Genomic DNA, 14,119 nt, shown 5'->3' on the forward strand with positions numbered 1-14,119 from the left:
GGATGGACATATCTCGATCCCAGTTAGGGGACACCTTCAAAAGCGCGCCCTCTGTGCCCCGAATGGGGTATAGATTGCGAACCAGCCTGAAAGACTGAGCATGCAAGGCGTTATTCAGAGGCTCCCTAATAAGACGCTGAAACACTATTTTCCTGAAATAAGGTTATGCTCTCCCGAGCCAGCCAGGGCAATGCCCTGGCTTTTTTATGTCGCTCAATGCTTGATTCCCGATCAGAAGGATCTGATATGTATCGCTTGTATGAATTTTCTTCCTCCGGTAACTGCTACAAATTACGCCTGGCCATGGCGCAACTTGGTGTTCCCTTCGAGCGCGTGGAAAAAGACATTACGCGTGGCGAAACCCGCAGCGACGACTTTCTTGCCATCAACCCTAACGGCCGTATTCCCGTGCTGGTAACCCCGGATGGCAGAACCCTGCCGGAATCCAACGCTGCGCTCTGGTACCTGGCCCGTGACAGTCAGCTGATGCCCACCGATGCCTTCGAGCAGGCTCAGGTGCTGCAGTGGATGTTCTTCGAGCAGTACAACCACGAACCGAATATCGCCACGTCCCGGTATTGGCTGCATGTGCTGGGAGAGCCGGAAAAGTACGCTGACGGGCTGAAAGAAAAGCAACAAAAGGGCCATGAGGCGCTGGCGGTGATGGAGCGGCATTTACAGGCCGTGCCTTTCTTCGTGGGTGGGCGCTATTCCATTGCGGACATTGCCCTGTACGCCTATACCCATGTGGCCGATCAGGGGGGCTTCTCGCTACAGGATTGTCCGGCAATCAGGGCGTGGTTGGGGCGAGTAAAAGCACAGCCGGGCTATGTTGGTATGCTGGATTGAAGGCGCGTTCCAGTGGTTGGGTATTGCACGGCAAGGCGGCCGGTGTGACGCCTTGCCGTGAGGGTATCACTGACTCAGATGGTGGAAGTGGTGCCTGAGATGGTCGTCAATAAAGCTGGCGATAAAGAAATAGGAATGGTCGTAGCCGGGCTGCATACGCAGGGTGATCGGCACGCCGGCTTCCTCGCAGGCGGCGCTCAGCGCTTCCGGGCGGAGCTGGCCGTCGCTGTAGAAGTTGTCGGCATCCCCTTGATCAATCATCAATGGCAGCGCACTTCCCTTTGCCTTTAACAGCTCGCAGCTGTCCCAGTCTTTCCAGCTTTCCTGGTTGTCTCCCAGATAGCCACCCAGGGCTTTTTCGCCCCATGGGCATTGGGCCGGGTTGCTGATCGGCGCGAAAGCGGAGACCGAGGTGTAACGCCCGGGGTTTTTCAGGGCGCAGATGAGTGCGCCATGGCCGCCCATGGAGTGCCCGCTGATGGCCTGTTTGCCATTGAGTGGGAAATGCGCCTGCACCAGCGCCGGCAACTCTTCGGTCACATAGTCGTACATGCGGTAGTGCTGGCTCCAGGGTGACTGGGTGGCATTCACATAGAAGCCGGCGCCGGAGCCAAAGTCGTAGCTTTCATGTTCACCGGGCAAGTCGGTACCACGCGGGCTGGTGTCCGGGCAGACAATCGCCAGCCCCAGTTCCGCAGCGGTTTTGTGGGCACCGGCTTTCTGCATGAAATTTTCATCCGTACAGGTCAACCCGGACAACCACCATAGCAGCGGCACAGTATTTTCTTCTGCGGCCGGAGGCAGATAAATGGCAAAGATCATTTCGCAGTTGAGCACCTGGCTGCGATGTTTGTAGCGCTTCAACCAGCCACCAAAGGATTTGGTGGCAGAAACCAATTCGATATCAGACATGATTTATCCTTTCTGACGAAGCCGCTGTAGGAGTACCTCTCGAGGTGCGAACCTGCTTGAGAGAAGTCCTTGCCAGGTAAGGTTCGCACCTCGAGAGGTGCTCCTACGGTCGGAATTTATTGCCTCTTAAAAAAGAATCACAGAGCGAATGCTCTTGCCTTCATGCAACAGATCAAAGGCAGTATTGATCTCGTCCAGGCCCATGGTGTGGGTGACGAATTCATCAATCTTGATTTCGCCTTTCATGTAGCGATCCACGTAACCGGGTAATTCCGTGCGGCCTTTGACGCCGCCAAAGGCAGAGCCTTTCCAGACCCGGCCAGTGACCAGCTGGAACGGGCGGGTGGAAATTTCTTCGCCGGCACCGGCCACGCCGACAACGATGGATTCGCCCCAGCCCTTGTGACAGCACTCCAGAGCAGAGCGCATCACGTTCACGTTGCCAATGCACTCGAAGGAATAATCCACGCCGCCGTCGGTGAGCTCGACAATCACTTCCTGAATGGAATTGTTGTAATCCTTCGGGTTGATAAAGTCGGTGGCGCCAAACTGGCGTGCCAGGGTTTCCTTGGCCGGGTTGGTGTCGATGGCAATGATGCGTTCCGCCTGGGCCATCACGGCACCCTGAATCACAGACAGGCCGATGCCACCGAGGCCGAACACCGCCACCGTGGATCCGGCTTCTACCTTGGCGGTATTGAGTACCGCGCCAATGCCGGTGGTAACGCCGCAACCCAGCAGGCAGATCTTGTCCAGCGGCGCTTCCTTGCTGACCTTGGCCAGGGAAATTTCCGGCACTACGGTGTACTCGGAGAAGGTGCTGGTGCCCATATAGTGATGCAGCAGTTTACCGTTCAGGGAAAAGCGGCTGGTGCTGTCGGGCATCAGGCCCTGGCCCTGGGTGGCGCGGACGGCCTGGCAAAGATTGGTCTTGCCGCTGAGGCAGAATTTGCACTGGCGGCACTCGGCGGTATAGAGCGGAATCACGTGATCGCCGGGTTTCAGGCTGGTGACGCCTTCACCCACTTCCTGCACGATGCCGGCGCCTTCATGGCCGAAAATGGAAGGGAACAGGCCTTCTGGATCTTTCCCGGACAAGGTGTAGGCGTCCGTGTGGCAGACGCCGGTAGCGACGATCTGTACCAGCACTTCACCGGCCTTGGGACCGGCCACGTCGACTTCTTCAATAACCAGAGGTTTGCCTGCTTCCCAGGCCACAGCGGCGCGTGATTTCATGATGACTCCAACAATAATGGCATTTGGATGGTGGCTGGACCCGGTGCAGGCGGCGGATGTCGATTGCCGTCGCTTGACCAGTCTACCGGACCACGGATAACTGGATTCACTATACGCAGACACGAATCAGGCTATAAGGCACAATTCGGCAATAGATTATTGTTCAGGAGCAACAATGCAGCATTGGGACCGAATTGAGGCCTTCGTGGAAGTGGTGCGCCTGGGCTCCTTTGCGCGCGCCGCCCGGGGCCTGGGGGTATCCAGCTCCCATGTGAGCCGGCTGGTTGCGCGGCTGGAAACCCAGCTGGGTACGCAGTTGCTGTACCGCACCACCCGGCGGCTTACGTTGACGGATGCCGGCGCGGTTTACTTCGAGCACTGTTGTCAGTTGTTCGATGGGTTTCAGGAAGCGTTGAATGCGATCAGTGACTTCCAGCAGCAGCCCACCGGCGTGCTTCGGCTGACCTGTGCCACCACCTTTGGTGAGCGTTTTATCGCGCCGCTGGTCAACGATTTTCTGGCGTGCCACCCGCAGTTGTCGGTGCAGCTGGATTTCACCAATCGACGGGTGGATATCGTGGATGAGGGGTTCGATGTGGCGATTCGCACGGGTGCCTTGCCGGACTCGTCCCTGATCGCTCGCAAGCTTTGCCCCCGGCGGGAATATGTGGTGGGATCGCCAGCGTATTTCGACCGTCACGCCCGGCCCCATACGCTGGGTGAGTTGAGCGGCCATAATTGCCTGCAGGGTTCTTCGGAGCAATGGGCTTTTGATGTGGACGGCCAACATCGCCACAGCAAGGTGCAGGGTAACTGGAAGGGTAACTCCGGAGAGGCCTTGCTGGATGCGGCGCGCAAGGGCATCGGGCTGGTGCAGTTGCCAGATTATTATGTGGCGGAGGAGCTGCAGCGCGGGGACCTGGTGTCAGTGCTGGATCAGTACGCCTGCACCCACACAGCGGTCTGGGTGGTGTATCCCCGGCATCGGCACTTGTCACCGAAGGTGCGCCAGTTCGTGGACTTTCTGGTGGAGCATATGGGGGATTGAAAAGGTGCTGAAAGAGTCTTTTTGCAGGAGCGCCGCCAGCGACGCTCCTGCAGCAACTAAAAGGGAATGAATATGTACACAGGAAGTTGTCTTTGCGGTGGCGTCGCGTTCGAGATTGACGGTGAGCTGGCGCCGATACAGGTGTGCCACTGCCAGCAGTGTCGCAAGGCACAGGGCACTGCACTGGTGACCAATATTCCGGTGAAGACGACGCAGCTGCGCTGGGTTCGCGGGGAAGATCTGTTGAAAGGGTATGAGTCCACGCCGGGGAAGCAGCGAGTGTTTTGTCGCGAGTGTGGTTCGCCGCTGTTCAGTCGCCTTGAGAGTCTGCCGGGCGTGGTGCGAATTCGAGCGGGGCTGTTGAATGAGCCGTTGGAGACCCGCCCTGCGTTTCACTTTTACGTGGATTCAGCCTGTAACTGGTGGTCCATCGACGATGACTTGCCCCGGTATCCGGCGGGTCGCCCGGCATAGCCAGCGAGGCCGGGAACGGGCTACCCGTCCCGGCTTTGGGTGCAACGCTTACTAGCCCAGCTGGGCCTTGAGTGAGGCAATTTCCTGGGCATCACTGTTACGCGCGGCAAAGGCCTGCCAGCTATCCGTTGCGTGGCTATGCAGGGCCTTGGCCATCCGCGGTTCTTCCTCTTCCGGCAAGTGCCCGAACAGCCCCAGCAGGTTGCTGTCGTGGGCCTGGCTGAGTGCCTGGTCCAGAGTCTGGGGTTGGCGTTCGGTGAGCACATCCAGTGCCGGGGCCAGGTGAGCATGATCCAGCAACGGTAGCAGGAGCAGCAGCTCGTCCCAGCTGTTCTCTTCCGCCACAGTGGTGATCAGGCTTTCCATGATGTGGTCTTCGCGCAGCTTGGCCACATTGACCACGGCCTGCTGATGCGTGTTGTCCATGGCATTCACCGCCTGCAGCAGGTTGGTCCAAAGCTGCTGGTCGCTGGCAACTTCAATGATATGACTCAGCACCGTCTCTCCCTGTTCGGCCACCAGATTGCCCATCTGGCCGCGGAGCTGGGTGTTCAAATGGCCATTGAGTGACAGCACGGCGGGCCACAGCTCGTGATCGGTGGCGGCTTTGAGTGTGGCCCGTTGCTGCGTTTCGGTGAGCAGGCCCAGCAAGGTGTCGAGCTTGGTTTTATCTTCCAGATACAGCGCAATTTTCACCATGGCTTCACCGTCATCGACGCTGCCGGTGACGGCCTTCAGCGCGGACGGCTGGATCACAGCGACAAAGCGGGCCAGGGTGATGTGCTCATTCATGGCCAGCAGTGCCTTGGCAACGGTGGCGACAATTTTGTCGGGCATGGCGGCCAGCAAGGCCCGGGAATAGGAGGGCTCAAGGTGGATGCACAGCTTGGCGAGAAAATCGTCGGGCAGTTTGTCGGCCAGCTTGATAGCGCGCTCGGCGGGTAGCTCGGAGGCGATGCCTGCAGCCAGGACGGAACCGAGCACGGTGGTCGCTAGCTTGGCGCTGGCACCGGTGGGCACCAGCTTGCTGATGCCGGCCAGGCGTTGGTAGCTGTCCTGGTGTTGTTCATAGAAAAAACTGGAAACGCTGTTACGGAACGCGGCCAGGGCATTCAGGTCCTGACCGTCGAGAAAGGCCATCTCGGCTTCGTCGGTTTCCAGCAGACGGCTCAGTTTGAGTAGCTCGGCCTGGGTTTCAATATGCATGATCTATCTCCTGCTGACTTAACCGAACAACATTTTTTTAACCGGGCGACGGAAAGGCCCGGGCACCACGTTCAAGGCATTGTTCATGGCCTTTTCCACGCGGGCGTCTTTGGTTTCCAGTGCGGCGAGCACGGTGTCTGCCAGCTTGCTGGCCTGGTCAGCGGGCAAGGACTCGATAAAGGCCAGCGCATCGGCCGGCAAGCCCTTGTTTTTCAAGGTACTGATGGAATCAGACATGGTTCCTCCTTCAATTCAGGCGCTACTATGCCAGCAAAGCAGAAGGAAGACTGTTGCCGAAAAGCCGCTTTTGGGCGGCGCTTGAGAAAGGCTGAGGTGAAAATTTTACAAGCGGAGCGGAGGAAGGGACCGGCAAGGCGAGCGCCTTGCCGGCCGGCAATAACAGCGGTGCTCAGCTGAACTCGGTATGTTCGCTGATAAACCCCACGCTGATCGCGCCGGGGCCGATATTGACGCCGCCGGTGAGGCCCATGTGGCTGACCAGTAGCTGCACTCCGTGTTTCTCTGCGGTGGTTTTCAGGGCGGAAAAGCCGGGCATCTGGAAGGCCGCATCCGGGTCACCGGCATAGCTGACACAGACAATCGGGGTAAGCAGGCCGCGTTCCACGCACAGGCAGGCGTGGGCGAACATTTTTTCCACCGCACTCTCAAAGCCGCGTACTTTGGCCACCGGAAAGGTCTGATCCTGGCGAGCACAGAGAATGGGTTTGATATCCAGTGCCGATCCCATCAGGGCGCCGACAAACCCCACGCTTTTATCGCCTTTTTTACGGGCCCGTTTGTGCACATAGTACAGATCCGGCACTACCGCGTAGCCGGTGGCGTTGGGGGTAAGGTCGCTGATGCGTTGGCGGATGTCACCGATTTTTGTGCCGGCCTGAATCAGGCGAATGGTTTCTGCGGCCAGCACGCCCTGCCCGGCAAACAGTGTCTGGCTATCGCTGACGCGAATACGAAAAGGGCCTTCCCGGCCGGCGGCTTCACGGACTTTTTTGTAGTCGGACAGGATTGCATGAGCAGCATCGGTGGCATTGTCGAAAATGGGGCTGCGACTCTTGGGGACAGTTTGCACCAGGGCGTAATCAAATTCGCCCACGGCCTGATCCAGTAACAGGGTGCGAATTTGTTCCACGGACGGTGGCGCAGTTTCTGCGTCATGGGTCTTGTCGACTTCGTGTCGGGCATAGAATTCCCGCGCCCGCTGTGGGTCCCGGTCATCCACATAAATTTCCTTGCCGATACGGATGGGAACCGGCATCACCAGAATGTTATTGGCATCAATAAAGTCTTTGGGAAGATCACAACCTGAATCCACAACCAGACCGATTTTCATTGTTATACGCCTTGCGAAGCCTGTGTGATTTCAGTCTAGAACGGGCGTTCCGGTATTGGCGTCTTTTTGCGTATGGGAATGGTGTAGGAATGTTATTTGAACGCTGCAGTCTGGATGCCAGGTGCCTGACCAGGAAAACCTGCAGGCTGCAGGTTTTTTGTCGGGCATCTGGCGTTAGGCGTCTTGCCGGCTGGGTTGTGCGAGGCGTTATTCAGGGGATCCTCAATTTTGCAGGAGCTCCCCCCTATTGAATATTGCCGCCCACTTCCACGATTTTCAGTGTGTTGGTGCCGCCGTGGGCATCGTCATAGTTGCCCTTGGTGATCAGCACCCGGTCGCCGGTCTGCACCACGCCCATGGCTTCCAGCATGCTCACTGCCTGGCGGTTCACGGTGTCGCTGGCCAGGGCGTGGCTGTCGAAGGGAATGGCATGGACGCCGCGCAGAATCGCCACGCGCCGCTGGCTTGAGGGGTAGGGGGTGAACGCATAGATGGGCATGCCCGAGCGTAGCCGTGACATCAGCCGCGGGGTATTGCCGGTTTCCGTCATGGCGATGATGGCGGCCACATTGCTGAGCCGGTTGGCGGCCTGCATGGCGGCCATGGCGATGACTTCATCAATGTTGTCTGCGCTGTCATTGATGGGGCGATCGGTGCGGCGTTCCTGCCAGGTGCGTTCGGCGCCAAGGATAATGCGATCCATGGCTTGCACGGTTTCTTTCGGAAAATCGCCAACGGCGGTTTCCGCCGACAACATCACCGCATCGGTGCCATCCAGCACCGCGTTGGCCACGTCGGAGACTTCCGCACGGGTGGGTTGCGGGCTGTGGATCATGGATTCCATCATCTGGGTGGCGGTGATCACGAAACGGTTCAGTGCCCGCGCCCGGCGGATGATGTGCTTCTGCACGCCGACCAGTTCGGCGTCACCAATTTCCACGGCCAGGTCGCCGCGGGCCACCATAACCCCGTCGGATGCGTTGATAATGGCATCCAGGGTGTCATCATCCGCCACCGCTTCAGCCCGCTCGATTTTGGCGATGATGCCGCCCTTGCCTCCGGCATCGTGATAGCGGCGGCGGGCTTCGTTCACATCCTCGGCATCGCGGGGAAAGGACAGGGCCAGGAAGTCCACTTCCATATCGGCGGCGGTAAGGATATCGGCCAGATCTTTCTCGGTGAGGGCGCGGGCACTGAGCCCGCCGCCCTTGCGGTTCACGCCTTTGTGATCAGACAGTTCGCCACCCACCCGCACGGTGCATTCCACGCGGGTGCCATTGATGGTGTTCACTTCCAGTTCCAGCAGGCCGTCATTGAGCAAAAGAATATCCCCTGCCTGACAATCGGTGGGCAAGGGGGGATAGCTGACGCCGACTTGTTCGGCATCGCCGGCGTCATCCGGGAGGGCCGTATCCAGGGTAAAAGGCTGCCCGGCGCTGAGCATGATGGGACCGTCCCGGAAGCAGCCAATACGGATTTTGGGCCCCTGCAGATCGGCCAGGATGGCCACATGCTCACCGCGTTGCCCGGCGCAGCGGCGAATCTTCTCGGCAGTCTCACGATGGGTATCGGCGGTGCCGTGGGAAAAATTCAGCCGGAAGACATTAACACCGGCCTCGATCAGCATGTCGAGCATGGGTTCCGGTGCAGAGGCGGGGCCAACGGTGGCAACAATCTTGGTGCGGCGAAGCGGGTGCTGTGGGGTGCGAGAGGGCATGCGTGTCTTTCCATCAATCATTTCGCATTAGCATACCATGGGGACGCGAACGAACGATGACAGCCAGCCGGGCATGGGACCGGAAAGCTGAGATTCATTTTAATCCTTAAAGAAAGGTTCATTGCGGAATTGAGTGATCAGCCGGTTTCAGAACTTGTCTCATTATCCCGCCCTGGTAACCGCAGGACGCCGGATGCCCGACGATGGACGCTTGAATTCAAAACCTAAAAACCTTGGCGACCATTCTCTCTGCGCAAAAACGACAACGCCTCAGGCTATGGAGGTTTGCGTCAGGCGTTCGGCGTCGAGCGTTTGGCAAAGTGCCGGGTATTTGTGATAAGCCGTCAGACGGCGAAAAGCGTGTTATTCACTCTAAGCCGCGATGAACCTAAAGAAAGCCCCGCCCGGAAGGCGGGGAAAGGGGAAACCGGTAGCAGGGAATCAGTGAAGCATGGCAAAGGCACAGGCCTGGGCCTGGCTGAGACGAAGAAAGTCACCCATACCCATTTTTATCACTTCCGTGTGAGTGCCCGCATTGAAGGCAAGCCAATCTTCGCGAAGCAAGGTGTCGTCCACATAGACATTCATGTTGTACAGATTCCCGAACGGCGGTTCGCCACCGGGTTCGCAAAGCGGGAAGCAATCCTTGAAGTCGTCTTCGCTGGCCAGCTCAACGCGGTTGGCATGGAGGGCCTGGCGTAATTTTTCCGGATCCAGATATTGGTTGGCAGGCAGCACCGCCATGGCCAGTTTTCCATCCACGTCCACAATCACGGTCTTGGCCATGTGTCGGCCGGGAATATGGGCGGACTGTGCTACCTCGGAAGCGGTAACAGCGGGCGCGTGGTTGTAGCAGTGATAATTCACGCCGTTGTTGTCGAGAAAATCGGCCAGTGCGCGGGCGGGCATGACGAACCTCCTCCCGGAATCGTGTCGCCGGGATTGGGGAGCGGCCTGACAAACAGCTTGTGGCTGGAGCCCAGGAGACGCTCCGTGACAGGATGTCTGATTAAGGGTAGAGCCGGCGAACAAGGAGGAGAAATACAAATATGCGCTAATCTTTATAGCGGAAAAGAATAGCGACGAGCGGTCGGTGTATCTTGCGAAGTGGCTGTAGGAGTTCCCTTCCAGGGGACGAACCGAGCGCAGCGAGGAGAATAAAAAGCAAATTTTTTTAAGGGATAGGGTTCAATAAAAAACGCGGGCAGTGCCGACACCGTGTGGCAGCGTCCCCAACCCGCGTTGCCGCGTGCAGCATGTTGCGTGCAGCGCGTCTCTTGTCACATTCCCAGATTGTCCAGAATGCGCAGATTGGGTCCGGCCTGATTCATGGTGTAGAAGTGCAGCCCCGGTGCGCCCATGGCCAGTAGCCGTTCGCACAGACGGGTAACCACTTCTTCGCCGAAGGCTTTTACTGCGGCATCGTCGTCCTTGATGTCGTTGAGTTTGCTTTGCAGCCAGCGCGGCACATCGGCGCCACAGGTGTTGGAAAAACGCAGCAGGTTGGCCACATTAAGAATCGGCATGATGCCCGGGTAGACGGGAGCATCACAGCCAGTTTTTTGCAGCGCGTCCATGTAATAGCCGTAGGCATCAGCATTATAGAAATACTGGGTCAGGCCACTGTTGGCGCCGGCATCCATTTTGCGCTTGAAGTGAGCGATATCATCTTCAAAGCTGCGTGCCTGGGGATGCATTTCCGGGTAGGCCGCCACTTCCAGCTGGAAGTGGTCGCCGGTTTCCTGGCGGATCAGGGCCACCAGTTCATCGGCGTATTTGATTTCGCTTTGCGCATAACCCATGCCGGAAGGCAGGTCACCGCGCAGGGCGACGATGCGGGTGACACCCGCATCCTTATAGCCGTTCACCAGTTCAAGGATTTCTTCCTTGCTTTGACCGATGCAGCTGAGGTGCGGAGCGGTGTCGCCGTGCTGCTCGCGCAGCTTGTTGACCATGTCGCGGGTGTTGTCACGGGTAGAGCCGCCGGCACCAAAGGTGCAGGAAAAGAAGGCCGGGTTTTTGGCCAGCAGCTTCTTCTGCGTGGCCAGTAATTTTTCCTTTCCCTGTTCTGTCTTGGGAGGAAAAAATTCAAAACTGATTCGTTGCATGGGGCTTGCCATTTACGTTTGTCATTGTTGAAAGCGTAGTGCTTTCGATGGCCGGGTCGGACGTCGGACGTCTGACGCTTTTGGCATCCGACTTCCGACTTCCGACGTCAGACGTCCGACTTAGTACTTGTAGTGCTCGGGCTTGAAGGGGCCTTCCACGCCGACGCCGATGTAGTCGGCCTGCTCCTGGGTCAGTTTGGTGATCACGCCACCGAAGCCTTCCACCATGTAACGGGCCACTTCTTCGTCCAGCTGTTTGGGCAGCACTTCCACCTTGAGCATTTTTTCTTTCACGGCGTCAGAGTGGTTGGCGTAACCCTGATCGAACAGGTACATCTGCGCGAGGACCTGGTTGGCGAAGGAGCCGTCCATGATGCGGCTGGGGTGGCCGGTGGCGTTGCCCAGGTTGACCAGGCGGCCTTCGGAGAGCAGCAGCAGGAAATCGCCGGCGGCCTTGTCACGCCATACCTTGTGCACCTGCGGCTTCACCTCTTCCCATTCCCAGGTCTCACGCATGAAGGCGGTGTCCACTTCGTTGTCGAAGTGGCCGATGTTGCAGACCACGGCGCCTTTCTTGATGGCCTTGAGCATGTTGGCGTCGCAGACATTGAAGTTGCCGGTGGTGGTTGCCAGCAGGTCGGTGTTGCCCAGCAACTCGGTGTTGATGGAGGCTTCGCTGCCATCGTTGATGCCGCCCTTGTACTGGCTGACCACTTCAAAGCCGTCCATGCAGGCCTGCATGGCGCAGATCGGGTCCGCTTCGGTAACCTTCACGATCATGCCTTCCTGGCGCAGGGACTGGGCTGAGCCCTTGCCCACGTCGCCGTAACCGACAACCAGTGCTTTCTTGCCTGACAGCAGGTGGTCGGTGCCGCGTTTGATGGCATCGTTCAGGGAATGACGACAACCATACTTGTTGTCGTTTTTGCTCTTGGTGACGGAGTCGTTCACGTTGACCGCCGGCACTTTCAATGTGCCTTTTTTCAGCATTTCGTAGAGACGGTGCACACCGGTGGTGGTCTCTTCGGTGATGCCGTGAATGCTGTCGAGCATGGCCGGGTAGGTCTCGTGGATGTAGCCGGTCAGGTCGCCACCATCATCCAGAATCATGTTGGCTTCCCACAGCTCGCCGTTGCCGTCGCGACAGGTTTGCTCGATGCACCACATGTACTCTTCTTCGGTTTCACCCTTCCAGGCAAACACCGGTACGCCGGCGGCGGCGATGGCCGCAGCGGCATGGTCCTGGGTGGAGAAGATGTTACAGCTTGACCAGCGCACTTCTGCGCCCAGGGCGACCAGGGTTTCGATCAGCACAGCGGTCTGAATGGTCATGTGGATACAGCCGATGATTTTGGCGCCTTTCAGCGGCTGCTCGGCACGGTACTTTTCGCGAATGGCGATCAGTGCCGGCATTTCGGTTTCGGCGATATGGATTTCCGAGCGGCCATAGGCGGCAAGGGAAATATCGGCGACTTTATAGTCGGTAAAGGTGTCCGCTTTCGCGTTCATGGTTTTCTCCGTTGGGGTCGGACGTCGAAGGTCGGACGTCTGACGCTAAAAGCTTTCATGCACTTTTCAGTGCCTGGATCAAGTTGTTGAGCATGGTGTAAATGCGGTCAACATCCTGGTTGAGTTTCTCAAGTTCGTCGTGAAAGGCGAGTCGGCTTGAGAGAAAGAGTTGAGTTTCCAACTCCTGCAGTGAGCCTCTGGCGATGTAGAGGAAGCGAACAAAATCCTTGTCGGTTCCCCGGCCTGATCCTTCAGCAATATTTGATGCGACACTCACAGAGGCTCTGCGCATCTGCTGACTCAACCCGAAGCGTTCCTAATCAGGAAAATGTCGGGTGATCAGATAAACCTGTTCAGCCAACTCCATGGCTCCACGCCACACATTGAGGCGCTGATATTTTCGAGACACTTCAGGACCTCCCTGTCCCAAGCGTCCGACGTCAGACTTCTGACGCCCGACTGGTTTTTTTACAGCGCCTTGGCCAGTGCTTCTGCCTTGTCGGTCTTCTCCCAGCTGAACCCTTCACGACCAAAGTGACCGTAGCTGGCAGTGGGGCGGTAGATCGGCTTGCGCAGGTCGAGCATCTCGATGATGCCGCGCGGACGCAGGTCGAAGTGTTCACGAACCAGATCGACGATGGCGCTATCACTAATCTTGCCGGTGCCGAACGTGTTCACCGAAATGGAGGTGGGTTCGGCCACGCCGATGGCGTAGCTCACCTGGATCTCGCACTTGCTGGCCAAGCCGGCGGCGACAATGTTCTTGGCCACGTAACGCCCGGCGTAGGCGGCGCTGCGATCTACCTTGGACGGGTCCTTGCCGGAGAAGGCGCCACCACCGTGGCGAGCCATGCCGCCGTAGGTGTCCACGATGATTTTGCGGCCGGTCAGGCCACAGTCACCCATGGGGCCGCCGATCACGAAAATCCCGGTGGGGTTCACGTGGTACAGGGTGTCCTTGTGCAGCCATTCTTCCGGCAGCACAGGCTTGATGATTTCTTCCATCACCGCTTCGCGCAGGTCGGCCAGCTTGATGTCCGGGGAATGCTGGGTGGACAGCACCACCGCATCCACGGCCACGGGTTTGCCGTTGTCGTAACGCAGAGTGACCTGGCTTTTCGCATCCGGACGCAGCCAGGGGAGAGTGCCGTTCTTGCGCAACTCGGCCTGACGCTCCACCAGACGGTGAGAGTAGTACACCGGGGCGGGCATCAGGGTATCGGTTTCGTCAGTGGCGAAGCCGAACATCAAGCCCTGGTCGCCGGCGCCCATTTCCTTGTCTTCGGCTTCGTCTACGCCGATGGCGATATCGGCGGATTGCTTGCCGATGCCATTGAGTACGGCACAGCTGGCGCCATCGAAGCCTTTTTCAGAGCTGTCGTAGCCGATATCCAGGATCACCTGGCGAACGATGTCTTCCAGCTCCACGTAGGTGTTGGTGCGCACTTCACCGGCGACCACGGCCATGCCGGTTTTTACCAAAGTTTCCACCGCCACGCGGGCGTGGGGGTCATCCTTGATGATGGCATCCAGAATGGCGTCCGAGATCTGGTCAGCCATTTTATCCGGATGGCCTTCGGACACGGATTCGGAGGTAAAGATGGAATATTCACTCATTGCCGGAGTGCTCCTTGATTACTGGTCTGACGTCGGACGTCAGAAGTCTGATGCTAAAAAACAGAGAGGGTTGGATTTCGTCGTCTGACTTT

General features: G+C 58.1%; 14 protein-coding genes. 3 read left to right on the top strand and 11 right to left on the bottom strand.

All coding sequences use genetic code 11. The features are described from left to right. Positions 1-246: 246 nt before the first annotated feature. Positions 247-849: a glutathione S-transferase family protein gene (locus COA55_RS10460; RefSeq protein ID WP_290502077.1), complete on the top strand. Its 603-nt coding sequence runs from the start codon at positions 247-249 to the stop codon at positions 847-849. A 66-nt stretch (positions 850-915) separates the two neighbouring features. Here the strand turns inward: COA55_RS10460 and fghA are convergent, their stop codons facing one another. Together fghA and COA55_RS10470 are read right to left on the bottom strand one after the other, a co-directional pair. Next, the gene (gene fghA, locus COA55_RS10465) at positions 916-1,761 is read right to left on the bottom strand and encodes an S-formylglutathione hydrolase (RefSeq protein ID WP_290502079.1); all 846 of its coding nucleotides are present in this window, start codon (positions 1,759-1,761) and stop codon (positions 916-918) included. A 126-nt stretch (positions 1,762-1,887) separates the two neighbouring features. Next, a complete protein-coding gene (locus COA55_RS10470; RefSeq protein WP_290502081.1) occupies positions 1,888-2,997 on the bottom strand; it encodes an S-(hydroxymethyl)glutathione dehydrogenase/class III alcohol dehydrogenase in 1,110 nt (369 codons plus the stop codon). Between the two features lie 175 nt (positions 2,998-3,172). Between COA55_RS10470 and COA55_RS10475 the strand changes: the two genes are divergently transcribed. After that, a complete protein-coding gene (locus COA55_RS10475) occupies positions 3,173-4,045 on the top strand; it encodes a LysR family transcriptional regulator (RefSeq protein ID WP_290502083.1) in 873 nt (290 codons plus the stop codon). 72 nt (positions 4,046-4,117) lie between these two features. Further along, positions 4,118-4,519, top strand: coding sequence for a GFA family protein (locus tag COA55_RS10480; RefSeq protein WP_231880475.1), 402 nt, complete (start codon positions 4,118-4,120; stop codon positions 4,517-4,519). Positions 4,520-4,570: 51 nt separating this feature from the next. Here COA55_RS10480 and COA55_RS10485 read toward each other — a convergent pair whose 3' ends face one another. The 9 genes from COA55_RS10485 to metK form a co-directional block, all read right to left on the bottom strand. After that, positions 4,571-5,725 (bottom strand): hypothetical protein, encoded by a 1,155-nt coding sequence (locus tag COA55_RS10485; RefSeq protein ID WP_290502085.1) that lies wholly within the window; start codon positions 5,723-5,725, stop codon positions 4,571-4,573. Between the two features lie 18 nt (positions 5,726-5,743). After that, complete coding sequence (locus COA55_RS10490) at positions 5,744-5,962, bottom strand: hypothetical protein (RefSeq protein WP_007151188.1); 219 nt, start codon at positions 5,960-5,962, stop codon at positions 5,744-5,746. A gap of 172 nt (positions 5,963-6,134) precedes the next feature. Then, positions 6,135-7,076 (bottom strand): DegV family protein, encoded by a 942-nt coding sequence (locus COA55_RS10495; RefSeq protein ID WP_290502087.1) that lies wholly within the window; start codon positions 7,074-7,076, stop codon positions 6,135-6,137. Between the two features lie 244 nt (positions 7,077-7,320). Next, on the bottom strand, positions 7,321-8,814 hold the full coding sequence (gene pyk, locus COA55_RS10500) for a pyruvate kinase (RefSeq protein ID WP_063539042.1): 1,494 nt from the start codon (positions 8,812-8,814) through the stop codon (positions 7,321-7,323). A 420-nt stretch (positions 8,815-9,234) separates the two neighbouring features. Next, entirely contained in the window at positions 9,235-9,702 is a 468-nt protein-coding gene (locus COA55_RS10505; RefSeq protein WP_063518691.1) for a YbaK/EbsC family protein, read from the bottom strand. A 371-nt stretch (positions 9,703-10,073) separates the two neighbouring features. Next, positions 10,074-10,901: a methylenetetrahydrofolate reductase [NAD(P)H] gene (metF, locus tag COA55_RS10510; protein ID WP_063518692.1), complete on the bottom strand. Its 828-nt coding sequence runs from the start codon at positions 10,899-10,901 to the stop codon at positions 10,074-10,076. 120 nt (positions 10,902-11,021) lie between these two features. Then, positions 11,022-12,410, bottom strand: a complete 1,389-nt coding sequence (gene ahcY, locus COA55_RS10515) for an adenosylhomocysteinase (RefSeq protein ID WP_290502090.1) — start codon at positions 12,408-12,410, stop codon at positions 11,022-11,024. 55 nt (positions 12,411-12,465) lie between these two features. Then, a complete protein-coding gene (locus COA55_RS10520) occupies positions 12,466-12,714 on the bottom strand; it encodes a four helix bundle protein (RefSeq protein ID WP_290502092.1) in 249 nt (82 codons plus the stop codon). Positions 12,715-12,878: 164 nt separating this feature from the next. After that, positions 12,879-14,027, bottom strand: a complete 1,149-nt coding sequence (gene metK, locus COA55_RS10525; RefSeq protein ID WP_290502094.1) for a methionine adenosyltransferase — start codon at positions 14,025-14,027, stop codon at positions 12,879-12,881. Positions 14,028-14,119 lie beyond the last annotated feature (92 nt).

The organism is Alcanivorax sp., assembly GCF_002733835.1.
Classification (GTDB): Bacteria; Pseudomonadota; Gammaproteobacteria; order Pseudomonadales; family Alcanivoracaceae; genus Alcanivorax.

What these genes read in the sequence shown, in the direction of transcription:
- COA55_RS10460 (WP_290502077.1), top strand. Translation starts at nt 247, where the DNA reads ATGTATCGCTTGTATGAATTTTCTTCCTCCGGTAACTGCTACAAATTA.
- fghA (WP_290502079.1), bottom strand. Translation starts at nt 1,761, where the DNA reads ATGTCTGATATCGAATTGGTTTCTGCCACCAAATCCTTTGGTGGCTGG.
- COA55_RS10470 (WP_290502081.1), bottom strand. Translation starts at nt 2,997, where the DNA reads ATGAAATCACGCGCCGCTGTGGCCTGGGAAGCAGGCAAACCTCTGGTT.
- COA55_RS10475 (WP_290502083.1), top strand. Translation starts at nt 3,173, where the DNA reads ATGCAGCATTGGGACCGAATTGAGGCCTTCGTGGAAGTGGTGCGCCTG.
- COA55_RS10480 (WP_231880475.1), top strand. Translation starts at nt 4,118, where the DNA reads ATGTACACAGGAAGTTGTCTTTGCGGTGGCGTCGCGTTCGAGATTGAC.
- COA55_RS10485 (WP_290502085.1), bottom strand. Translation starts at nt 5,725, where the DNA reads ATGCATATTGAAACCCAGGCCGAGCTACTCAAACTGAGCCGTCTGCTG.
- COA55_RS10490 (WP_007151188.1), bottom strand. Translation starts at nt 5,962, where the DNA reads ATGTCTGATTCCATCAGTACCTTGAAAAACAAGGGCTTGCCGGCCGAT.
- COA55_RS10495 (WP_290502087.1), bottom strand. Translation starts at nt 7,076, where the DNA reads ATGAAAATCGGTCTGGTTGTGGATTCAGGTTGTGATCTTCCCAAAGAC.
- pyk (WP_063539042.1), bottom strand. Translation starts at nt 8,814, where the DNA reads ATGATTGATGGAAAGACACGCATGCCCTCTCGCACCCCACAGCACCCG.
- COA55_RS10505 (WP_063518691.1), bottom strand. Translation starts at nt 9,702, where the DNA reads ATGCCCGCCCGCGCACTGGCCGATTTTCTCGACAACAACGGCGTGAAT.
- metF (WP_063518692.1), bottom strand. Translation starts at nt 10,901, where the DNA reads ATGCAACGAATCAGTTTTGAATTTTTTCCTCCCAAGACAGAACAGGGA.
- ahcY (WP_290502090.1), bottom strand. Translation starts at nt 12,410, where the DNA reads ATGAACGCGAAAGCGGACACCTTTACCGACTATAAAGTCGCCGATATT.
- metK (WP_290502094.1), bottom strand. Translation starts at nt 14,027, where the DNA reads ATGAGTGAATATTCCATCTTTACCTCCGAATCCGTGTCCGAAGGCCAT.